23 protein-coding genes are annotated in these 20,764 nt (G+C 69.9%); 12 read left to right on the top strand and 11 right to left on the bottom strand.

What is annotated here, in order from left to right:
* Positions 1–4 precede the first annotated feature (4 nt).
* From U1T56_RS15335 to U1T56_RS15325, 3 genes are read right to left on the bottom strand one after another with little or no spacing between them, the layout of a single operon-like run.
* Positions 5–670 carry a PIG-L deacetylase family protein gene (locus U1T56_RS15335; protein WP_418160362.1) on the bottom strand — a complete coding sequence of 222 codons (666 nt, stop codon included), beginning with the start codon at positions 668–670 and terminating at the stop codon, positions 5–7.
* Complete coding sequence (locus U1T56_RS15330) at positions 667–1,458, bottom strand: glucose-1-phosphate cytidylyltransferase (RefSeq protein ID WP_418160361.1); 792 nt, start codon at positions 1,456–1,458, stop codon at positions 667–669. Before U1T56_RS15330 ends, U1T56_RS15335 begins: the two co-directional genes overlap by 4 nt.
* The gene (locus U1T56_RS15325; RefSeq protein WP_418160360.1) at positions 1,455–2,717 is read right to left on the bottom strand and encodes a methyltransferase domain-containing protein; all 1,263 of its coding nucleotides are present in this window, start codon (positions 2,715–2,717) and stop codon (positions 1,455–1,457) included. Before U1T56_RS15325 ends, U1T56_RS15330 begins: the two co-directional genes overlap by 4 nt.
* A gap of 321 nt (positions 2,718–3,038) precedes the next feature.
* On the opposite strand from U1T56_RS15325, the gene U1T56_RS15320 reads away from it, so the two are divergent.
* Complete coding sequence (locus U1T56_RS15320) at positions 3,039–4,061, top strand: NAD-dependent epimerase/dehydratase family protein (protein WP_418160359.1); 1,023 nt, start codon at positions 3,039–3,041, stop codon at positions 4,059–4,061.
* Between the two features lie 97 nt (positions 4,062–4,158).
* On the opposite strand, the gene U1T56_RS15315 is transcribed toward U1T56_RS15320, so the two are convergent.
* Entirely contained in the window at positions 4,159–4,704 is a 546-nt protein-coding gene (locus U1T56_RS15315) for a cupin domain-containing protein (RefSeq protein ID WP_418160358.1), read from the bottom strand.
* Positions 4,705–4,878: 174 nt separating this feature from the next.
* Here U1T56_RS15315 and U1T56_RS15310 point away from each other — a divergent pair, with 174 nt between their 5' ends.
* Genes U1T56_RS15310 through U1T56_RS15295 form a run of 4 tightly spaced genes read left to right on the top strand, consistent with a single transcriptional unit; the run spans position 4,879 to position 8,297 of the window.
* The gene (locus tag U1T56_RS15310; RefSeq protein WP_418160357.1) at positions 4,879–5,637 is read left to right on the top strand and encodes a (Fe-S)-binding protein; all 759 of its coding nucleotides are present in this window, start codon (positions 4,879–4,881) and stop codon (positions 5,635–5,637) included.
* Between the two features lie 3 nt (positions 5,638–5,640).
* A complete protein-coding gene (locus U1T56_RS15305; RefSeq protein WP_418160356.1) occupies positions 5,641–7,047 on the top strand; it encodes a LutB/LldF family L-lactate oxidation iron-sulfur protein in 1,407 nt (468 codons plus the stop codon).
* Positions 7,044–7,724 (top strand): LutC/YkgG family protein, encoded by a 681-nt coding sequence (locus U1T56_RS15300; RefSeq protein WP_418160355.1) that lies wholly within the window; start codon positions 7,044–7,046, stop codon positions 7,722–7,724. The genes U1T56_RS15305 and U1T56_RS15300 overlap by 4 nt, the downstream gene beginning before the upstream one ends.
* Before the next feature lie 15 nt (positions 7,725–7,739).
* On the top strand, positions 7,740–8,297 hold the full coding sequence (locus U1T56_RS15295) for a Smr/MutS family protein (protein WP_418160354.1): 558 nt from the start codon (positions 7,740–7,742) through the stop codon (positions 8,295–8,297).
* 195 nt (positions 8,298–8,492) lie between these two features.
* Here U1T56_RS15295 and U1T56_RS15290 read toward each other — a convergent pair whose 3' ends face one another.
* Genes U1T56_RS15290 through pedF form a run of 4 tightly spaced genes read right to left on the bottom strand, consistent with a single transcriptional unit; the run spans position 8,493 to position 11,616 of the window.
* On the bottom strand, positions 8,493–9,461 hold the full coding sequence (locus tag U1T56_RS15290; protein ID WP_418160353.1) for a quinoprotein relay system zinc metallohydrolase 1: 969 nt from the start codon (positions 9,459–9,461) through the stop codon (positions 8,493–8,495).
* Complete coding sequence (locus tag U1T56_RS15285) at positions 9,458–10,261, bottom strand: quinoprotein dehydrogenase-associated SoxYZ-like carrier (protein ID WP_418160352.1); 804 nt, start codon at positions 10,259–10,261, stop codon at positions 9,458–9,460. The genes U1T56_RS15290 and U1T56_RS15285 overlap by 4 nt, the downstream gene beginning before the upstream one ends.
* 30 nt (positions 10,262–10,291) lie before the next feature.
* Complete coding sequence (locus tag U1T56_RS15280) at positions 10,292–11,185, bottom strand: substrate-binding periplasmic protein (RefSeq protein WP_418160351.1); 894 nt, start codon at positions 11,183–11,185, stop codon at positions 10,292–10,294.
* Positions 11,182–11,616: a cytochrome c-550 PedF gene (gene pedF, locus U1T56_RS15275; RefSeq protein WP_418160350.1), complete on the bottom strand. Its 435-nt coding sequence runs from the start codon at positions 11,614–11,616 to the stop codon at positions 11,182–11,184. The genes U1T56_RS15280 and pedF overlap by 4 nt, the downstream gene beginning before the upstream one ends.
* 250 nt (positions 11,617–11,866) lie before the next feature.
* Between pedF and U1T56_RS15270 the strand changes: the two genes are divergently transcribed.
* The 4 genes from U1T56_RS15270 to U1T56_RS15255 all read left to right on the top strand — a co-directional run bounded on the left by U1T56_RS15270 (position 11,867) and on the right by U1T56_RS15255 (position 14,732).
* Positions 11,867–12,841: a YVTN family beta-propeller repeat protein gene (locus U1T56_RS15270; protein WP_418160349.1), complete on the top strand. Its 975-nt coding sequence runs from the start codon at positions 11,867–11,869 to the stop codon at positions 12,839–12,841.
* Positions 12,842–12,969: 128 nt separating this feature from the next.
* On the top strand, positions 12,970–13,407 hold the full coding sequence (locus U1T56_RS15265) for a cupredoxin domain-containing protein (RefSeq protein ID WP_418160348.1): 438 nt from the start codon (positions 12,970–12,972) through the stop codon (positions 13,405–13,407).
* A 33-nt stretch (positions 13,408–13,440) separates the two neighbouring features.
* On the top strand, positions 13,441–14,181 hold the full coding sequence (locus U1T56_RS15260) for an ABC transporter ATP-binding protein (RefSeq protein ID WP_418160347.1): 741 nt from the start codon (positions 13,441–13,443) through the stop codon (positions 14,179–14,181).
* Positions 14,178–14,732 carry a PQQ-dependent catabolism-associated CXXCW motif protein gene (locus tag U1T56_RS15255; protein WP_418160346.1) on the top strand — a complete coding sequence of 185 codons (555 nt, stop codon included), beginning with the start codon at positions 14,178–14,180 and terminating at the stop codon, positions 14,730–14,732. The genes U1T56_RS15260 and U1T56_RS15255 overlap by 4 nt, the downstream gene beginning before the upstream one ends.
* An 11-nt stretch (positions 14,733–14,743) precedes the next feature.
* Here U1T56_RS15255 and gloB read toward each other — a convergent pair whose 3' ends face one another.
* Entirely contained in the window at positions 14,744–15,514 is a 771-nt protein-coding gene (gene gloB / locus U1T56_RS15250) for a hydroxyacylglutathione hydrolase (RefSeq protein WP_418160345.1), read from the bottom strand.
* An 87-nt stretch (positions 15,515–15,601) separates the two neighbouring features.
* Here gloB and U1T56_RS15245 point away from each other — a divergent pair, with 87 nt between their 5' ends.
* Positions 15,602–16,417, top strand: coding sequence for a class I SAM-dependent methyltransferase (locus U1T56_RS15245; protein WP_418160344.1), 816 nt, complete (start codon positions 15,602–15,604; stop codon positions 16,415–16,417).
* Positions 16,418–16,430: 13 nt separating this feature from the next.
* Here the strand turns inward: U1T56_RS15245 and greA are convergent, their stop codons facing one another.
* On the bottom strand, positions 16,431–16,916 hold the full coding sequence (gene greA / locus U1T56_RS15240; protein WP_418160343.1) for a transcription elongation factor GreA: 486 nt from the start codon (positions 16,914–16,916) through the stop codon (positions 16,431–16,433).
* 135 nt (positions 16,917–17,051) lie between these two features.
* Between greA and pap the strand changes: the two genes are divergently transcribed.
* Entirely contained in the window at positions 17,052–18,524 is a 1,473-nt protein-coding gene (pap, locus tag U1T56_RS15235; protein ID WP_418160342.1) for a polyphosphate:AMP phosphotransferase, read from the top strand.
* A gap of 87 nt (positions 18,525–18,611) precedes the next feature.
* Here the strand turns inward: pap and U1T56_RS15230 are convergent, their stop codons facing one another.
* Positions 18,612–19,406, bottom strand: coding sequence for a DUF899 domain-containing protein (locus U1T56_RS15230; RefSeq protein ID WP_418160341.1), 795 nt, complete (start codon positions 19,404–19,406; stop codon positions 18,612–18,614).
* A 129-nt stretch (positions 19,407–19,535) separates the two neighbouring features.
* On the opposite strand from U1T56_RS15230, the gene U1T56_RS15225 reads away from it, so the two are divergent.
* Positions 19,536–20,756, top strand: coding sequence for a helix-turn-helix domain-containing protein (locus tag U1T56_RS15225; protein ID WP_418160340.1), 1,221 nt, complete (start codon positions 19,536–19,538; stop codon positions 20,754–20,756).
* Positions 20,757–20,764: the final 8 nt, after the last annotated feature.

Genomic DNA, 20,764 nt, shown 5'->3' with positions numbered 1-20,764 from the left:
GTCTTCAGCGAGCGGCGAGATCGAGGGCGAGCTTGGGCGCGAAGAACGCCTCGGCGAAGCGCGTCGGACTCGCGCATTCCAGCCCGCGCAGCCGGGCGAGGCCGCGGAACGTGTCGCGGTCGAACCAGGGCTTGGTCGCCTGGGTCGGGAAATGGCGGTGCAGCAGCTCCACCTTACGCTCGACCGCTTCCTCGCTCACCGGCACGTAGAGGCCGGGCCGGCCCAGATCGCCGTCCCACTTCGGGATCTCGTACTCCAGGATCAGATGATCCCGGAACGTGTTCCAGGTGAGATTGCAGACCTCGCGGTGGTCCTGGTGCCGGTCGTCGCGGGTGTGGGTCAGGACGAGGTCGGGCCTCGGGCGCGCCTTCAGGATCTCGAACCACTCCTTGATGGCCGAGCCCTGCCAGGGGAAGTGCCCGTCCCGAAAGCCCTGCACTTCGATGCGCGCCTCGACGGCACCTTCGAGGAAGGCCATGGCACTCGCTCTCGCCTCCTCTGCCCGGACCGGGGTAGCCGAGAGCACGCACCAGTCCACCTCGAGCCGCACGCCGCGCGCGATCAGGTCGAGGATCGTCGCACCGCAGCCGATCTCGATGTCGTCGGCGTGCGCGCCCAGGCACAGGATGCGCAGGCGCCCGCCGCTGCCGGCGAGGGTGAGCGCCCTCATGCTCGGTTCCGCTCCTTGGTCCAGGGCAGCCAGGGGGTCTTGCCCTTCTCGAGCATGTCCTCCAGGAGCTGCTTGTCCTTCAGCGTGTCCATCGACGCCCAGAAGCCCCGGTGGCGGTAGGCGACGAGCTCGCCGTCGTCGATCAGACGCTGGAACGGCTCGACCACGAGCTCCTCGCCGGGGCGCATGTAGTCGAAGATCCTGGGCCGGAAGATGAAATAGCCACCGTTGATCCAGGTCTCGCTGTCGTGGCTGGTCTTGAAGGCGCGGACCTGACCGTTCTCGCCGAAATCGACGAGGTGGTAGCTGAAGTTGGGCTGGACGGCGAGAAAGCACGCGGTCTTGCCGCTCGCCGCGAAGAAATCGATCATCGCCGGCAGGTCGACGTCGCAGAGCCCGTCGCTGTAGTTGGCGAGGAACATCTCCTCGTTCTCGACGTGCCGCCGCACCGCCATCAGCCGCTGGCCGATGTTGCGCCAGATACCGGTGTCGACCAGCGTGGCGCGCCAGTCGGCCTGCGCCTCGCCCAGGATCTCGACGCGGGTGCCGTGCTCGGAGATGGTGAAGTCGCTGTGGATCGCCGGCCGGTAGTCGAGGAACCACTGCTTGATGACGTTGGCCTTGTAGCCGAGGCACAGGACGAAGTCGCTGTGGCCGTAGTGATGGTAGAACTGCATCACGTGCCACAGGATCGGATGGTGCCCGACCGGCACCATGGGCTTCGGCACGTTCTCGGAATAGTCGCGGATGCGCGTACCCAGGCCGCCGCAGAACAGGACCACCTTCATGCCGGAAACTCCAGGGGCTCGATCACCCGGACCTCGGGAATGGCCACGACGAAGCGGCAGCCCCACCGGCTCACGTGCCGCATCTGCTGCACGATCTCGCGGGTGAGATTCCAGGGCATGATGACGAGATAATCGGGCTTCGCCTCGTCGATCTTCTCGATCCCGAAGATCGGGATGTGGGTGCCGGGCGTGAAGCGGCCGTGCTTATAGGGGTTGCGGTCGACGAGGAAGTCGAGGAAATCGGTACGGATGCCGCAATAGTTCAGAAGCGTGTTGCCTTTGCCGGGAGCGCCGTAGCCCGCAATCTTCTTTCCCGCCTCCTTGGCGTCGATGAGAAAGCTCAGGAGCCGGCGCTTGGTCCGGGCCACCTTCTCCCCGAACGCACGATAGACGGCGAGGTCGGCATAGCCCGCCTCGAGCTCGCGGGCGCGCAGCATCCGCACGCGCGGGCTGACCTCCGGTCCGGCCTGATCGGCGCGGCGGAAGAAGACGCGTAAACTGCCGCCGTGGGTCTCGAGCTCTTCGACGTCGAACAGGAGGAGCCCGTGGGCCGCTCCGATCTTCTCGACGCTGATGAGCGAGAAGTAGGAATAGTGCTCGTGGTAGAACTGGTCGAACTGGTTCCCCTCGAGCGTGGCCACGAGGTGCGGGAACTCGAGCGTGGCCACACCCTGCGGCTTCAGGAGCCGGGCGATGCCGGCCACGAAGTCGTTGACGTCGGGCACCTGGGCCAGGACGTTGTTGCCGACGACGAGATCGGCCGCACGCCCCTCGGCGACGAGCCGCTCGGCGAGCTCGCGGCCGAAGAACTCGACCAGCGTGGGAATGCCCTTCTCCACCGCCTTCGCGGCGACGTTGGGGGCGGGCTCGATCCCGAGCACCGGCACCCCCATCGGCAGGAAATGCTGCAAAAGATAGCCGTCGTTGCTCGCGAGCTCGACCACGAGGCTGTCCCCGCCGAGCCCCAGGCGCTCCTGCATGGCGACGCAGTAGCGGCGCGCGTGCTCGACCCAGCTCGTCGAGTAGGAGGAGAAGTAGGCGTACTCGCGGCCGAAGATCTCCTCGGCGCTCACGTACTCGCGAAGCTGGACGAGCCAGCATTCGTGACAGACGAGGACGCGCAGGGGATGAAAAGCCTCGGCCTGGTCGAGCGCCTCGGCGGGCAGGAAGCTCTCGCAAGGCGGCGACATGCCGAGATCGACCACCTCGTGAACGAGCTTCGTCCCGCAGAAACGGCAATTCGGGGCATGCGTGCCCATCAAGGAGTCCCCACAGGCAGGCCGGACGGGACGTTAGCCGCCGCGGCAGTTGTCGTCAAATCGCGCCAGAACATTCGTCTCGTGGCAGCGCTGCCGCCGCGAGGAGGTATCCGAACGGCCATCGATGATCCGTGCCGCTAGCCCGACCGGCCGGCTTCCGGCAAGCGCCGAAGCGTCGCGAAGGCGGCTTTTCCGCGCGGTGTGCGATCCTCGCGTGCGCCGGCTCCTGCGACACTGGCCTGCGACGCCACGGATGGTGTAGCTGAGGCCACGCCCGCTACGGCTCGCCGCAGCGGGCGTGATGCTGCGAGGAGCGATGGCATGCGGGTGCTGGTGACGGGCCATAAAGGTTATATCGGAGCGGTGCTGGTGCCGCTCGTGCAGGAGGCCGGGCACGAGGTGGTCGGGCTCGACAGCGGCCTTTACGCCGGGACCGAGCTGCGGCCGCTGGCCGTGGTGCCGGAGATCGAAAAGGATCTGCGCGACGTCGAGGCGAAGGATCTTGCCGGCATCGACGCCGTCATCCATCTCGCCGCGCTTTCGAACGATCCCTTGGGCGACCTCGATCCGCGCCTGACCTACGCCATCAACCACGAGGCCTCGGTCCGGCTCGCGGAAGCCGCGAAGGCGGCGGGCGTGCGGCGCTTCCTGTTCGCGTCGAGCTGCAGCGTCTACGGGGTCGAGGGCAACGCCATGGCCGACGAGGAGAGCCCGCTCTCGCCGCTCACCCCTTACGCCGAGAGCAAGGTGATGGTCGAGCGCGACCTGAAGCGCCTGGCCGACAGGAATTTCTGCCCGGCATATCTGCGCTGCGCCACGGCCTACGGTGTCTCGCCGATGCAGCGCTTCGACGTGGTGGTGCCGAACCTCGTCGGCCACGCGGTGACGACGGGTAAGGTGGTCCTGAAGAGCGACGGCACGGCCTGGCGGCCGCAGGTCCACATCCGCGACATCACCCTGGCCTACCTCCTGATGCTGCAGGCCCCGGCGTCCCTGATCCAAGATCAGGCCTTCAACGTCGGCAGCACGGCCGAGAACCTGCGCATCCGCGACCTCGCCGAGCACGTCGCCGAGGCGGTGCCGGGCTCCGAGGTGGTGTTCGCCGAGGGCGCCTCGCCCGACAGGCGCTCGTACCGCGTGAGCTGCGACAAGCTCGCGCGCGCACTGCCCGATTTCAGGCCGGCCTGGACGACACGGCTGGGTGCCAGGGAGCACTACGAGGCGTTCCGTTCCGGCTATTACGGCACGGATCCGTTCGAGGGCCCGCGCTTCATGCGGATCAAGCGCATCCGTGCGCGGCTCGCCGCCGGCAGCCTGAAGGAAGACCTGCGCCCGGCCGCGTGAGGGCGGCCCTCGCCCCCGATCCGACGAAACGCCGCTTCGGGGCCGTCGCCTCGCGCGCGGAGCCCTGCCGTCTCGCGCGAGCGACCCCGTGCTCCGGTCAGCGCCGCTTCGGCTCCAACCCGCCCCAATGGGCCAGCAGCGGCCCGTCGGGTCCGTGGACCGGGTCGGCCGTCGGCAGCGGTACGCAGGCGAGATTGGCGAGCGCCTTTTCCCGCTCGCCCGGCTCGCCGCGGCAGATGTCCCAGTCGCGCCCGTCCGGGTAGGCGCCGACCACCTGGAAGTCGGGCGTGGACGCCTCGTGCTTGTGCCCGACGCCGGCCGGAATGACCACGACGTCGCCGGCCTCGATCGTGACCGTCGCCCCGCCCTCGCCGCCGAGCCGCACCCGGGCGCGGCCGCGCGAGCAGCCCAGCACCTCGTGCGTCGTGCTGTGGAAATGGTGGAACGGATAGATCCCGTTGCGCCAGGCGCCGCGCCAGCCGTGGCCGTCGAACAGGCGCTCGAACGCGCCCGCGAGATCGCGCTGCCGCGGCTCCAGCGCCCGGCGGTAGACGAGGACCGGGAGGCGGCTGTTCGGAATCCGGCCGTCGTCCGCGAAGCGGTGGGTCTCCGGCTCGGCCGGGCGGGCAGAGGCTGAGCTCATCTCGGCATCTCCTCGGACTCTCGACGGGATCGGATAACCGGCGGCGGGCCGCCACGGATCCCATGGCGGAAGCGGCCCAAGCGGCGCCGCCGAGGCTCGCCCGACGGTTGCCGGTTCCCGCCGCGGTCGGCTAACAGTGCGGGAACGCCCTCTGCTGCGGACCAGAAACCGCCGATGCCCGACCATCCGCGCGTCGCCCTCTTCGTCACCTGCCTCGTCGACCTGTTCCGGCCCGCCGTGGGCTTCGCGGCGGTGGATCTCCTCGAGGCCGCGGGCTGCACGGTCGAGGTGCCGGCGGCGCAGACCTGCTGCGGTCAGCCCGCGTTCAACTCGGGCGATCGGGCGACGAGCGAGGCTCTCGCGCGCCGTCTGATCGAGGCCTTCGCGGGCTACGATTATGTCGTCGCCCCTTCCGGCTCGTGCGCGGGCATGCTGCGCCGGCACCTGCCGGAGCTGTTCGACGGCGAGCCCGAGCTGAGGCGCCGGGCGGAAGATCTGGCGTCGCGCTCCTACGAGCTCGTGAGCTTCCTCGTGAACGTCATGGGGATGGAGCGCGTCGCCGTCCGGCTCGATGCGGTCGCGACCTATCACGACGGCTGCTCGGGCCTGCGCGAGCTCGGGATCAAGCGCGAGCCGCGCCGGCTGCTCGCGACCGTCGAGGGCCTGAAGCTCGTCGAGATGGCGGATGGTGAGGTCTGCTGCGGCTTCGGCGGCACGTTCTGCGTCAAGTACCCCGCGATCTCGACCCGGATGGTGTCCGACAAGGCCGCCGCCATCGCCGCCACGGGTGCGGAACTCGTGCTCGCGGGCGACATGGGCTGCCTCCTCAACATCGCCGGCCGGCTCAAGCGCACGGGCTCGAGCGTGAAGGCACGCCACGTCGCCGAGGTGCTGGCGGGTGCCGTGACCACGCCCGCCATCGGCGAGGCCTGAGCCATGGAAGCGACACCGCTCGCTTTCGCCGACCGGGCCAGCGCCGCCCTCGACGATCCGGTATTGCAGACGGCACTCGCCGGTATCAGGACCGGCTGGGTGGCGGGGCGGCAGCGCGCGGCCGAGCGCCTGCCCGAGTTCGAGGCTCTGCGCGACCTCGGCCGGGACATCAAGGACCACACGCTGGCCTGTCTCGACCTCTATCTCGAAGCGTTCGAGGCCAACGTGACGGCATGCGGCGGGACCGTCCACTGGGCCCGCGACGCCGCCGAGGCAAGGGTCCTCGTGCTTGAGTTGTGCCGTGCGGCGGGTGCCCGCACGGTCACGAAGAGCAAGAGCATGATCAGCGAGGAGATCGGCCTCAACCCCTTCCTCGAGGCGCACGGGATCGTCCCGGTCGAGACCGATCTCGGCGAATATATTCTCCAGATCGCGGGCCAGCCGCCGAGCCATATCGTCGGGCCTGCCATCCACATGACCAAGGATGCGGTCGCCGACCTGTTCGCCCGCCATCACGGCGGCGAGCGGCGCGAGACGGCGGCCGATCTCGTCGCCGAGGCGCGGCGGATCCTGCGCGAGCGCTATCTCGCGGCCGATGTCGGCATCACCGGCGCCAACTTCCTCGTCGCCGAGACCGGCTCCGTCGTCACCGTGACCAACGAAGGCAATGCCGAGCTCACCCAGGGGCTGCCGCGCACGCACATCGTCATCGCGAGCCTCGAGAAGCTCGTGCCGACCATGGCCGACGCCTTCACCCTGCTCCGACTCCTCGCCCGCTCCGCCACCGGCCAGGAGTTCTCGGCCTACACCACCGTGCTCACCGGCCCCAAGCGTCCGGGCGATCGCGACGGGCCGGAAGCGTTCCACGTCGTCCTGCTCGACAACGGCCGCACACAGATGCTGGGCAGCGAGCTGCGCGCGATGCTGCGCTGCATCCGCTGCGGTGCCTGCATGAACCACTGCCCGGTCTATCTCGCCGCCGGCGGCCATGCTTACGGCTGGGTCTATCCGGGGCCGATGGGCTCGGTGCTGACACCGCAGCTCGTCGGCATCGAGCGGGCCTGGCCGCTTCCCAACGCCTCCACCTTCTGCGGCCGCTGCGAGGAGGTCTGCCCCGTACGGATCCCCTTGCCGGGGCTGATGCGCTTCTGGCGCGAGGAGCAGTTCCGGCGCAGGCTCGTTCCGCCCACGGCCCGGCACGGGCTGAAGCTCTGGGGCTTCCTCGCCCGGCGTCCGGTGCTCTACCGCCTCGTCACCGGCATCGCGGCGCGGCTCCTCGCGAAGTTGGCGCGGGGAGGCCGGCTCGCGAAGCTGCCGCTCGCCGAGGGCTGGACCGCGACCCGCGACCTCCCGGCGCCACAGGGCCGCACCTTCATGAGCCAGTGGCGTGCCCGAGGTGGCCATCGATGAGCGCGCGCGATGCCATCCTCGCCCGCGTCCGCCACGGCCTGCGCCGCCCGGCCGAGGCCGAAGCCGCCGCGCGCGCCGCGGTCGCGGCCAGGCTCGCGGCGGCAGCACCCAACCTGATTCCCGCCCGCGGCCAGTTGGACCGCGAGGGGCGCATCCGGCTCTTCGCCGAGCTCGCCGCCGCCGTCATGGCCGAGGTCGAGCGGCTGGACCGGCTCGAGGACGTGCCGGCCGCGGTGAGCGCCTGTCTGCGCCGGCACGACCTGCCGCAGAAGATTGCCCTGGCACCGGAGCCGCTCCTGGGGCAGGCCCGCTGGGAAAGCCAGCCCCTTCTGCGCGTCCGCCGCGGCGGGGCGGAGCCTGACGATGCCGTCGGCGTCACGCTCGCGGTGGCCGGTGTCGCCGAGACCGGAACCCTCGTCCTCGCCTCGGCCGCGGACCGGCCGACGCTCTTGGCTTTCCTGCCCGAGACCAGCATCGTCGTCCTGCCGGCGGACTGGATCGAGGGCTCTTACGAGCAGGCCTGGATGCGGGTGCGAGCGCTGCCCGGGGGCGTGCCGCGCTCGGTCAACCTCGTCACCGGCCCCTCGCGCACGGCCGACATCGCCCAGAAGCTCGAGCTCGGTGCCCACGGGCCGAAACGGCTCCTCGTGCTGATCGTCGAGCAGCTGCCGGGCTGAGACAGGAATGCCGGCGTGAACAGAAGAGCACGGCAGATCACGCCCGAGGAGCTGGCCTTGTGGCATCACGTCGTGCGGGACGCGACGCCGCTGCGGGCGGATGCTGCCACGGCTGTCGCCCCGCCACCGGCTCCGGCCGAGCCGACGCCACCGCCCGCGACCGCCGCTCCGCCGAAGCCGACACCGCCGGCACCACCGCCGAGCCCGCCCCGGCCACGGTTCTATTCCCGCCGCCTCGATCCGGCCGGCCCGGTCGACCTCGACCGGCGCAGCTGGATGAAGCTCCGGCGCGGCCTTTACCCGATCGACGCCCGCATCGACCTGCACGGTCTCACCCAGGCCGAGGCCTACGAGCGGCTCGTGGCCTTCCTCGCCGCCTGCCAGGCCCGCGGCAACCGCTGCGTGCTCGTGATCACTGGCCGCGGCGTGCGCCACGGCGGTACGCTCCGCTCGATGACGCCGCGCTGGCTCGACGAGCCCCCCAACCGCCCCCGCGTCCTCGCCTTTGCCCAGGCCCAGCTCCATCACGGCGGCGAGGGCGCCCTCTACGTGCTGCTGCGGCGGCGGGGGTGAGCATGTCTTGTGCCCGGACAGTTTCTGGGATAATATTCCTGATAAATCCTGGTGTGCCGCGTCGCGGGAATCTTGTGGCCTCGCCAAGCGAGATTGCGCGAACGAATTCCAAAAGATGGGCAAATTCAAAGTTTGAGCCCGAAAGTGTTGACTCGGGTGCTCGGCCGGCCCGCAGCCGCCCGCCGCCTCGCCGTGTCAGTTGATCCGCGGCAGGGTGGCCTGCTCGATCGCGGGGTAGAGATGGCTCACCGAGCGGACATACTCGCCGGGCAGCACGGCGATGTCCTGGAACTCGGCCGGGATCGGCAGACGCATGGCCTCGGCCATGGCGAGGCCCTTCTCGGCCGCCTCGCCGAGGGTGGCTGCCAGCCATTCGAGGTAACGGCGGGTCTGCCGGATCGCCACCACGCCCTCGCTGACGCCGCCGTGGCCCGGCACCACCCGCTTCGGCGCCATGGCCTCGAGCCGGTCGAGCGAGCGCAGCCAGCTCGGAATGTCGGCGCTGGGCGTGGTGGGTGCCCGGTTCCAGAACACGAGATCGCCCGCGATCAGCGTGCCGGTGTCGTGGTCGAAGAGGGCGGCATCCTGCCGGGTGTGGCCGGCGAGCAGCAGAACCTCGAGCCGCCGTCTGCCGAAGGGCAGAAGCCCGGCGGCGAGATCCTCGGTGGGCGGCACGGTCTCGGTGCCACGCATCCAGACGTCGATCAGCCGGTACATGTTGTCGGCGAAGGGGCCGGCCAACTCCTGGAGCATGGCGCGCGTCGCCGGACCGGCCATGATGGGCACGTCCGTGAAGGCCTGGTTGCCGAGATAGTGGTCGGGATGGGCATGGCTGAGGACGACCTGCCGCACCGGCATCGGACTCGCACGCCGGATCGCGGCGCGCATCTCCTCGCCGTAGATCCGGCAGGGGCCGGTGTCGAACACGACGAGCCCCTCGCCCGTGTCGACGAAACAGGTGTTGACGATGTTGCCGCCGTTCCTGACCGAGAAATATTCGGTCCGGCCCTCGAACAGCCAGATGCCGGGCGCTGCCTGCCGCGGCTCGAGCCCGTAGCGGAGCTCGATCGCGGCGAGCGCCGAGCGTCTCGCCAGAGGCAGGGTGGCGGCGGCCGCGGTCGAGCCCATGAGCCCGCGCACGAGCGAGCGGCGGTCGAGAATCATTCCTTGGAACCCGTCCTTCGGTCGCCGTCCGGCGCGCCGGTCCGCCAGGCGAGCGGCAGCGAGCCTTCGAGCAGGTTGCTGTCGCTGTCGCGGCCCCGGACCCGGACCGAGCGCGTTCCCGCCTCGGGCCGTAAGCGCAGGGTTATCACCGGATGCTGGCTCACCGGTTCGCCGGGCCGGAGCCGTGCGAGAAGGGCGCCCGCGTCATCCGTGACGTCGAGTTGGTCGATGAAGAAGGCCGGGTGGCCGAAGGCGAGCCCTGTGTCCATCGGGTGATAGGCGCGCAGCCGCACGCGCTGGGCCCCGTCGGGCTCCAGCCAGGCGCGGCCCCAGAGCTCGCCCAGATGCTGTGCCCAGTCGGCGGCGGCATGGACGCTGGCGGGTGCCGTGCAGCCGCCGCCCGCAGCGGCGACATTGACGCCGCCCACGTGCCAGACGCCGTCCGGGGTGCGCGCCGCCGCCCGCACCGGCCCGCCCTGCTCCATCTTGAGCGACAAGCCGATGAAGGGCTCGGCGCGCGAAAGCTCGAGCGTGGCGATGCGCAGGATCGGATTGGCGTCGGCGAAGAGGACCATCACCTCGACCTCGCCGAGCGCCCGAGCGTCCGCCACCACGGGCACGTTCAGGTTGTCCTCGGCCACGGCCGGCGCCAGCAGCACCACCCGCTCGTCGAAGACGACGGGGGCGTTCCCGAACAGCTCGGCGCGCGCCCGATCCCACAGGCCCGAGGCCAGAGGGTCGGCCTCCTCCGCCACGGCCAGGGGCGCGATCGCGACCAAGAGCGCCAGCACTTCCATCATGCGCCGCATCGGTCCGTCTCGATCCCAGCCTCATTCCATCACCACGGGCGCACGATAGGTGACGCCGTGGCGGCCGAAAATGCCCGCCATCGTGCCGTTCTTGACCGCCGCCGCGACGATGTCGCCCACGGCGTAACCGAGGTCGCGCGCGTTCTCGCGTACCGCGCAGCCGACCGACCAGGAGGTCACGGCGAGTCCCGGAAACACGTCGGTCAGAAGCTCGAACCGCCCGCGCTCCGGCCCGAGCAGTCCTTCGATCTGGCCCGCAGGCGCGATCACGGCCGCGACCTCGCCCGCCACGAGCGCCGCCACGGCTTCGCCGGTGCCGTGGAAACGCCGCGTCGCCTCGCGGAAGCGGCCGCCCGCGGTCATGCTGAGATAGAAGTCTCCCAGCGTGTCCAGCTCGACGCCGATCGTGTGGCCCGAGAGGAGGTCGAGCGAGAACGCGCCGCCCTCGATCCGGGCGGGGTCGAGGGCGAGAGCCAGCTTCTCGACATGGTAGGCGCCGAAGATCGCGACCAGCTCGTTGCGCACCTCGAGCTCGCGGCTGACCGGCACGTGCAGGAGCAGGTTGGCCCAGCTCTTGTCGATCGGGGTGCCGCGCCAGACCGCGTTCCGGAGATCGTCGTCGACCGTCTCGCCGGCCTGGATCGGCATGAGATCCAGCCCCAGCCCGAGGCTCTTCGCGATCAGGCCCGCGATCTCGACGTCGATCCCGGCCCAGTGCCCGTCGGCGTCCTCATAGGAGAACGGCGCGAAGTCGCGGTAGAACGCGATGCGGATCCGACCCTTGGCTCGCAGCTCGTCCAGGTTCTCGCCGACCGTGTTGACGGTATCGGCATAGGTGCGGGCAAGGATCGGCCGGGCGAGGCCGAAGGCACCGAGCCCGCACAATCCCGCGAGCAGACGACGCCGAGCCGTCATTCGACGTGCACGGAGTCGAGCCAGGAGCGGATCGCCCAGATCGCTTCCTGGCTGAAGATCTCGCCGAAGGGGGGCATGTAGGTGACGCCGTTGCGCACCGACCCGCTCATGACCCGGCCGAGGAAGTACTCGTCGTCGTCGCCGGGCACGAGGTAGCGCAGGTCGGGGGCGATGCCGCCCGAGACGGCGCCGAGGCCGTGGCAGCGGGCGCAGTTCTGGTTGAAGGCCTTGGCACCGATCTCCTTGGCGCGCTCGTAGGCCGAGGTATTGCGGTAGGGGTTCTCGCTGCGCAGCTCGTCGCCGAGCGGCGGCAGGCCGCTGATGTCCACGGGCTGCGGCGCCACGTCGCCGTGGGCGAAAGCGTTCCCGGCGGGCGCTGCGACGCCCAGAAGGGCGGCGAGCGCCGTCGCAAGCTTCAAGCGCGGGTTCATCGGCAGTGTTCCAGACGGATGCGGGTCTCCCTTGCCCCTTGATAGCCGAGGAGGCCCGGCTCGGTTGATTGCACTTTGGTCGCCCGTCCGGTGGCACCGCCGCATTCATGGCTTTCGACCAAAGGCGGACGTGACGCGGGATCGGAATGCCCGCTACGTGCCCTGTCTGGATACGGGCAGGCGCCGACCGGCGGGCATCTGCCGGATATCCCGATTGCCGGATATCCCGATCTTCGCAGGGAGCCTCGCCTTGGCCTTGCCGTTTCGCCGCTCGATCCTCGGCCTCGCCGCATGCCTCGTGGCCGCATCGCCCGCCGGCGCCATGACGGCCTGGGTCTCGAACGAGAAGGACAACACGCTGAGCGTGATCGACGTCGCCACGCTCCAGGTAACCGAAACCGTGCCGGTGGGGCAGCGGCCGCGCGGTATCGTGCTCAGCCGGGACAAGAAGCGGCTCTACATCTGCGCGTCCGACGACGACACCGTGCAGGTACTGGACGTTGCGACCCGCAAGGTGGTGCACGACCTGCCGTCCGGTGCCGACCCCGAGTTCTTCGACCTCCACCCCGACGACCGGCTGCTCTACATCGCCAACGAGAACGACGCGATCACGACCGTGGTGGACACGGAGACGCGCAAGGTGGTGGCGCAGATCGACGTCGGCGTCGAGCCCGAGGGCATGGCGATCAGTCACGACGGCCGGCTCGCCGTCACCACCTCCGAGACCACCAACATGGTCCACTGGATCGACGTCGCGACCCAGAGCCTCGTCGGCAACACGCTCGTCGACCAGCGCCCGCGCTACGCCCGCTTCACCAAGGACGATCGTTTCTTGTGGGCGTCGAGCGAGATCGGCGGCACGGTGGCGGTGATCGACGTCGCGACCAAGGAGGTCGTGAAGAAGATCGGCTTCAAGATCCCGGGCGTGCCGCAGGACCTGGTCCAGCCCGTGGGTATCCGGCTCACGAGCGACGGCAAGACCGCCTTCGTGGCGCTCGGGCCCGCGAACCGCGTCGCGGTGATCGATACCCAGACCTTCGAGGTCAAGAGCTATCTTCTGGTCGGCCGGCGAGTCTGGCACCTCGACCTGACCCCCGACGAGAAGCTGCTGTTCACGACCAACGGGGTCAGCAACGACGTCTCCGTGATCGATGTGGCGGCGCAGAAAGTGCTGAAGTCGATCCCGGTCGGACGCTTTCCCTGGGGCGTGGTGATCGCTCCCTGAGCGGCGAGCGGACGGCGAGCCATAACCTATTGTCGATGGCAGCCATAAGGCTTTATCCATGGCTGGCGCCCTTCTTCGGAACCAGGAACGCCGAAGCAACATCGCACCATGCATCCAGGGAGGATGAAGTGACACGAACGGCGTTTGCTGCTCTTGCTGCGGCTGTGGGCCTTGCGCTCGCCGTGGTCGAAGATGCCCGGGCTGCGGGCGATCTCGCCACCAAGGCCACGAAGCTCCCCGAGCTCAAGCTGGGTGCCCCGGACAACGACTTCGCCGTCTCGCAGACCCGCTACGAGCTCGAGACCGGCAAGGCCTATCGTTTGCCGATCACCTCGAGCGGGGCCAAGGAGATGGCGTTCTTAGCCCCCGAGCTGTTCGACAATATCTGGATCAACCAGATCGTCATCAACCACCTCGAGGTCCACACCACCGTCGTCCGCCATCTCGAGTTCGACGATGCGGGGACCATGGAGCTCTATTTCGTCCCCATCCGCACCGGTACCTTCGCCTGGGAGATCGAGGGCCTTGCCGATCGCGGCATGAAGGGCACCTTCGTCGTCAAGTAGGCGGCGACGAACCGAGACGGAGACGACCGGGACATGCGCGAGCAGGCGCTCGAGGTGAGCGGGGTGAGCTTCGGCTACACGCGCAAGGTCAAGGCACTGGAGAACGTCACCTTCTCCGTGCCGTCCGGCGGCTTCACGGCGCTCCTGGGTCCCAACGGCGCTGGCAAGACCACGCTCATGGCGCTGATCACGAGCCTGTTCGCGGCCGAGCAGGGCAGGATCCGCGTCTGCGGCCACGCGCTCGAGGCCGAGCCGCGCAAGGCCCTGGCCGCCATGGGGGTCGTGTTCCAGCGGCCCACGCTCGATGTGGACCTCTCGATCGAGCAGAACCTGCGCTACGCCGCCGCCCTCTACGGCATCCCGCGCGCGGTCGCGCGCGAGCGTATGGCCGAGCTGCTCGCCCGGTTCAACCTTGCCGACCGGGCCGCGAGCAAGGTCAGGACGCTGAGCGGCGGCATGCGGCGGCGGGTCGAGATCGCGCGGGCCCTCCTGCACCGGCCGCGCCTTCTCGTGCTCGACGAGCCCACGGTGGGGCTCGACATCGACAGCCGCCGCGAGCTCGTCGACCACGTGCACCGCCTGTGCCGCGAGGAGGGGCTCGCCGTGTTGTGGGCGACCCATCTCATCGACGAGATCTGGCCGGGCGATCGCGTCGTGCTCCTGCATCAGGGCCGCGTGCGCGCCGCGGGCAGCATCGACGAGGTCGTCCGCGCCGCCGGCGGCGGCAGCCTGGGCCAGGCCTACCAGCAGCTCACCACCGCACGCGCGGCATGAGGTGCCGTCTCGCCGCGGCCCTGCTGCTCGCAGCGGTGGCGCGGGGGGTGGCGCCCGTCGCCGCGGTCGAGATCCCCGACGGCTACCGGCTCGACCACTACCGGGCGCCCACGCCCGACCGGGTGCCGGGTGCGGTCACGCTCGACACGGCGGGCATCGCAGCGCTCCTGGAGCGGGAGCGCCCCGTCCTGATCGACACGACGCCGGCGCTGCGCACCGGCGAGACCGACTTCTCGGGCGAGTGGCTCGTTGCCCAGGAACGGCGCGACCTGCCCGGCAGCCTGTGGCTGCCCAACATCGGCTACGGCAGCCTCGACGCCACCATGGAGCGCTATTTCCGGCAGAACCTCGAGCAGGCGACCGGCGGCGATCGGGAGCGGGCGGTCGTCTTCTACTGCTACCTCGATTGCTGGATGTCCTGGAACGCCGCCAAGCGCGCGGCGGCCTGGGGCTGGCGCCGCGTCTACTGGTATCCCGAGGGCACGGATGGCTGGGCCGCTGCCGGGCGGCCGCTGACCAGGGCCGAGCCCGTGCCGCTCATCGTGGAATAGGGCCGAGCCCTTCAGGCCCGATCCTTGCGCCGCCGGATCTCGCCGAACACCTCGAAATCCGGCGCCTGCTCCAGGCCGAGACGCCGGCGGATGGCGGGGTCGGCCGCACGCAGGAACGGGTTCGTCGCCTTCTCGAGGCCGATCGTCGAAGGGATGGTGGGCTCGCCTCGCGCACGCACGGCTTCGACCTCGGCCGCACGCTCGCGCAGGCGCGGATTGTCGGGATCGATCGTGAGCGCGAAGCGGGCGTTGCTCAGCGTGTACTCGTGCCCGCAATAGACGCGGGTCGCATCGGGGAGCGCTGCCAGCTTCTGCAGCGAGCGCCACATGGTCGGCGCATCGCCCTCGAACAGGCGGCCGCAGCCCAGCGCGAACAGGGTGTCGGCGCAGAACAGCGCCTCGGCCTCGGGGAACCAGTAGCTGATATGGCCGCTGGTGTGGCCCGGTGTCGCGATCACCGCCGCGGTGAGCGCACCCAGGACGACGCGGTCGCCCTCGTCCACGAGCTGGTCGAGGCCGGGAATGCGGTGGGCGTCGGCACGCGGGCCCACCGCCCGGCAGCCGGTCCGTGCCTTCAGCTCCAGCAGCCCACCGATATGGTCGGCATGGTGATGCGTGATCAGCGCCAGATCGAGCCGGCTGCCGCGGCGGCGCAGCGCTTCCAGCACCGGCCCGGCCTCGGCCGGATCGACCACGGCCGTCATACCCTGTTGTGGCTCGTGCAGCAGATAGATGTAATTGTCGCTCAATGCGGGTATGAGTTCGATCTCGAGCCGTGCCATCCCTTGCCTCCTTGCTTCGGTCAGGGTTCAGATGGGGCGCGCGGCGCCCATATGGGAGAGTGCCGGAAAAGAAGGGCCTGCCGGAAGATGCGGCCGGACGTCGACGATCTGCAGAGCTTCTACCAGAGCCGCCAGGGGCAATTGGCGCGGCGCCTGATCCTGCATCAGATCAAGGCGCTGTGGCCCGATCTGCGCGGCCGCAACGTGATGGGCTTCGGCTACGCGGCGCCGTTCCTCGCCGGGCTCGACGGCGCCGCCCGGACCATAGCACTCATGCCCGCCCAGCAAGGCGCCGTCCGCTGGCCCCAGGACAGCGCCTGCCGCACGGCACTCGTCCGCGAGGAGGAGCTGCCGCTGGCCGACGGGTCGGTGGATCGCGTGCTGCTCGTGCATGCGCTCGAATGCTGCACGAACGTGCCCCGGCTGATCCGCGAGATCTGGCGGGTGCTGGCCGACGGCGGCCGGCTGATCGCGATCGTGCCCAACCGCCGGGGCTTGTGGTGCCTGAGCGACCGCACCCCGTTCGGCTATGGCCAGCCCTACAGCGCGGCACAGCTCCAGCGCACGCTGAACAGCCACCTGTTCTCGGCCTGCGCGGAGCGCACGGCGCTGTTCCTGCCGCCCACGCGGTCGCGGCTTTTCTTACGCCTCGCCATACCGGCCGAGCGGCTGGGCTTGGGCTTCGCGCGCCAGCTCGCCGGTGTGGTGCTGATCGAGGCCGAGAAGCAGATCTATGTCGGTACGCCACTGCCGGCGCTGAGCCGCAGCCGCGTGCGGCGCTACATGCCGGTCGCGGAAGGCCTCGTCGCCGCGCGCGACACCGACGAGGTTCCGGTTCCGGCCGACCGGGGCCGCGGGCGCTCGGCCCGCGTGGTCCCGCTGCCGCAGCACCGCCGGCGCTGAGGCGGCCGGCCGCTCAGGGCGGAGGCTCGGGCGTCGGGTCGATCGCCACGATCTCGAGCTCGCCCGCAGGAATTCGCCGCACGTCGCCGACGCTGCTGCCGAGCAGAAGCCGCGCCACCGGCGCCGTCCAGGCGATCCGGCCTTCGCTCGGATCGGCCTCGTCCTCGCCGACGATCCGATAGGTCACCTGCGTGCCGTCGGGCAGCACGCCGGTGACGGCCGTGCCGAACACCACGGTCTCGGTATCGGCGGGCGGCTCGGTCAGCTCGGCGGTCGCGTGCCGCGCCGCCCAATAGCGCAGCTCGCGTGCCGCACGCGCCATGGCCTCCTGGTCTTCCGCCGCCGTCGCGGCCGCGAGCTGCTGACGGAAAGCCGCCACGTTGCGCTCGATCAGCGCGAGCCCGCGCCGGGTAACGAGGTTGGGGTGCGGGCTGATCGGCCGGTCGGGCAGCGCCGTGACGCCGGCCTGATCATCCTCCCTGACGAATGCACGACTCATGGGCGAGAACCTGTTGCTGGGCGCGTGCCGTGTTGGAAAGAACCTACGCCGGAGCGTGCCGCAGGACCAGATTTGCCGTCGGCGACGAACGCATGGTAAGGCCGGAAACGGCGCCTGCAGGGGAGGGCCGCGCGCATGTTCGAATCGGCGCTGATCGAGCATAAGTTCGACAAGGAGGCGTACGAGCGCGAGGAGCCCGCCTTGCGGACCGGCCTGCTCGAGGCGCAGCTCGAGCTGGTCGAGAAGCAGAGCTTTGCCGCGGTGATCGTGATCACCGGCATGGACGGGGCCGGCAAGGGCGACGTGATCCACCGCCTCCTCGAATGGCTCGACCCACGGCACGTGCAGGTCGATGCCTACGGCGATCCGGACGACACCGAAAGCAGCCGGCCGCGCATGTGGCGCTACTGGCGCGACCTTCCGCCGAAAGGGCGAATCTCGATCGTGTTCGGCTCGTGGTACACGGACCCGCTGAAGAGCCGGCTCAGGGGCGACAACGGCAGGAGTCGATTCGAGCGGGAGCTCGCCGCCATCAACCGGTTCGAGGAGATGCTGACGAGCGAGGGCATTCTCCTCCTCAAGTTTCTGCTCGTGGTCTCGCCCGAGGAGCAGAAGCGGCGGCTCGGGGCCTTCGAGAGGCGGACCGGCGTGAAGAGCCGGGCGCTCGAGGAGTGGGCCGACGTCAAAAGCCGCAAGCGGATCCGGCCGATCGTCGAGGACCTGGTCCGGCGGACGAGCACGGACCATGCGCCCTGGATCGTGCTGCCCTCGGACGATCCCGAATATCGCGACCTCACCTTCGGCCGCACGATCCTGGAGGCGCTGCGGCAGCGCCTGGAGCAGCCCACGGTGCTCGCCACGGCACCGTTCCCGGCCACCATCCCCAACATCGACCGGAGGACGGTGCTGGACACGCTCGATCTCTCCAGGAAGCTGCCGAGCAATGCCTACAAGAAGGCGCTCGAAGAGGCCCAGGCACGGCTGCTGGCGCTCTCGCAGGGCAAGCGGTTCCAGGACCGGGCGCTGGTCGCGGCGTTCGAGGGTCACGATGCCGCCGGCAAGGGCGGCGCCATCCGTCGGGTCGCCTTCGCCCTCGATCCGCGCCGCTACCGCGTGCACCCGATCGCGGCGCCCACCGATGAGGAGAAGGCGCGGCCCTATCTCTGGCGGTTCTGGCGGCACGTGCCGCGCCGGGGGCACATGGCGCTGTTCGACCGCTCCTGGTACGGCCGGGTGCTGGTCGAGCGGGTGGAGGGGTTCGCGAGCGAGGCCGAGTGGCTTCGGGCCTATGGCGAGATCAACGACTTCGAGGAGGAGTTGACCCGAGGCGGCATCGTCGTGGCCAAGTTCTGGCTCGCCATCACCAAAGAGGAGCAGCTTCGCCGCTTCGAGGCGCGCGAGGAGATCGCGTACAAGCACTACAAGATCACGCCCGAGGACTGGCGCAACCGCGAGAAGTGGGACCGCTACCAGCTCGCCATCGGCGACATGATCGACCGCACCAGCACGCCCGAAGCGCCCTGGACGCTGGTGGAGGCCGAGGACAAGCGCTGGGCGCGCGTCAAGGTGCTGGAGACCATCTGCGAGCGGCTCGAGCAGGCGCTCTGACAACCCGTTCGCAACCGAAGCCCATCCGGCTCCGGATGTCCGTCCGGAATGATCGGGATGCGTCTCGAACGACGTTCGAGCGGCGCTTCACCGCGAGTCGATGGTGGACGCCGGCAACTCCTCACGATCGTACTCGTCGTGGCGGCGCCACCAGACGCTCGTCTCGTTGCGCCCTTTGGGCGCGCGGTCGAGCCACTGGTACATGCCCCAGAGGCCGTCCAGCCCGCGCGCATAGGTGGAATAGGTGTGATAGACGACGCCGTCCTCGAGCACGAACGCGCTCATGCCCGGCCGCTCGCGCACGTAGGTGGGCGCGTCGGTTCCGCATGCGGCCGCGAACCGGGCGACGGGCTCCGGCACCAGCGTCACGTCCATGGCATGGCCGCTGCGCCGGTAGTTGTATTCGACGAAGCCTGCACGCTGTTGCTCCTCGGTCAACGAGACGTTGCAGTCGAAGTTGAAGTCGCTACCGAGCGAGGACGCCCAGGGGAACGTCCATCCCATCCGCCGCTTATAGGCCTGCAGCTTTGCGAGCGGTGCCCGCGACACCGCCCAGAGCATGACGTCGTGGTTCGCCAGGTGGACGACGAAGCCGTCGAACCCGTCCGCGATCGCCGAGCAGGACGGACACCCTGCCGTGTAGCCGGGCCCGAACATGAAGTGATAGACGAGGAGTTGCGAGCGCCCTCGGAAGAGGTCCACCAGCAAGGCGCTCCCTTCATCGGTCTCGAATCGGTACTCCTTGTCGACTCGGACCCAGGGCAGCTCCTGACGCCGCCGCGCCAGCTCGTCGCTGCGCCGCGTCAGCTCCTTCTCCGCCTCGAGCAGCTCGAGCCGCGCCGCCAGCCACTCTTCATGTGTTCCGGTCCTGTGTCGCGTCATCGTTCTTCATCTCCCTTGGGTGTCCTTCGTCGTTCGCTCCATTCTCGCGACGACGTGCTGGTTGGCGGTCGTGAGACAGATTGGTATCGGGCATCGAACGGCGGGAGTGACAAGTGTGGCGGGATTCGGATGGACCCGCTGATCACGGCCGCGGCGCAGGCGCTCGCGGCGGGTGATCCCCTCGGCACCCTGAATCTGGTCGCCTTGCGCGACGACGCGCCGGCGCTGGCACTTCGCGGCATCGCGATGGCGCGGCTCGGCGATCTCGTTCGAGCAAAGGCTCTCGTGCGACGTGCGGCACGCGCCTTCGGTCCGAAAGAGGCCGTCGCCCGTGCCAGGTGCGTCGTCGCCGAGGCCGAGATCGCGCTCGTCTCGCGCGACCTGGGCTGGCCTGCAAAGGCGCTCGATGCAGCGCGGGTGACGCTCGAGGAGCATGACGACCGGGTGAACGCCACCCATGCACGGCATCTCGAGGTCCGGCACCTCCTTCTGATCGGGCGCCTCGACGAGGCCGAGCGTCGGCTCGCCGAGCTCGATCCTGGACCCTTCCCGCCCGCGTTGCGGGCCGCCCACGAGCTGGTCGTTGCCGGGATCGCGATGCGACACTTGCGGGCGAAGACGGCGCGCGCGGCGCTCGCTCGGGCCGAGCGCGCCGCGCGCCACGCAGGCATCCCGGCGCTGACGGCCGAGGTCGAGAGCGCATCCCTCGTCCTGAACACACCTGCGGCGCGCCTGATCGCGCGTGGCGAGGAGCGGCTTCTCCTGCTCGAAGAGGTCGAGGCGCTGCTGACGTCGGGGGCGCTCGTCGTGGATGCGTGCCGTCATGTCGTGCGCGATGCAGGCACGGCGGTCTCGCTCGCAAGACGTCCGGTTTTGTTCGCCCTCGCACGCGCGCTGGGCGAGGCGTGGCCCGCAGACGTGCCGAGGGGCACGCTCGTGGCGCGGGCATTCCGAGCGAAGCTCGCCGATGAATCGCATAGGGCACGGTTGCGGGTCGAGGTCGGGCGGCTTCGCACGATGCTGCGGACGCTGGCCGACGTGAGTGCGACGAAGCGGGGCTTTGCGCTGGCGCCGCGCCGCGCGCGCGAGGTCGTCGTACTGGCGCGGCCCGTCGAGGAGGAGCATGCGGCAGTGCTCGCCTTTCTCGCCGACGGTGAAGCATGGTCGAGCTCGGCCCTGGCGCTAGCACTCGGCACCAGCCAGCGCACCGTGCAGCGGGCGCTCGACTCGCTGGCGGCGGCAGGCAAGGTGCAGTCGTTCGGCCGTGGGCGAGCCCGTCGTTGGACGACCCTGCCCGTGGCGGGATTCACGACGGTCTTGTTGCTCCCTGCGCCGCTGCCGAGCGGCTAGGATGAAGG

Origin of the sequence: Benzoatithermus flavus (assembly GCF_037908215.1) — a bacterium.
GTDB classification, from domain to species: Bacteria; Pseudomonadota; Alphaproteobacteria; order Geminicoccales; family Geminicoccaceae; genus Benzoatithermus; species Benzoatithermus flavus.
The sequence above is the reverse complement of the archived record's forward strand: the minus strand, read 5'-3'. Positions and strand labels throughout refer to the sequence as shown.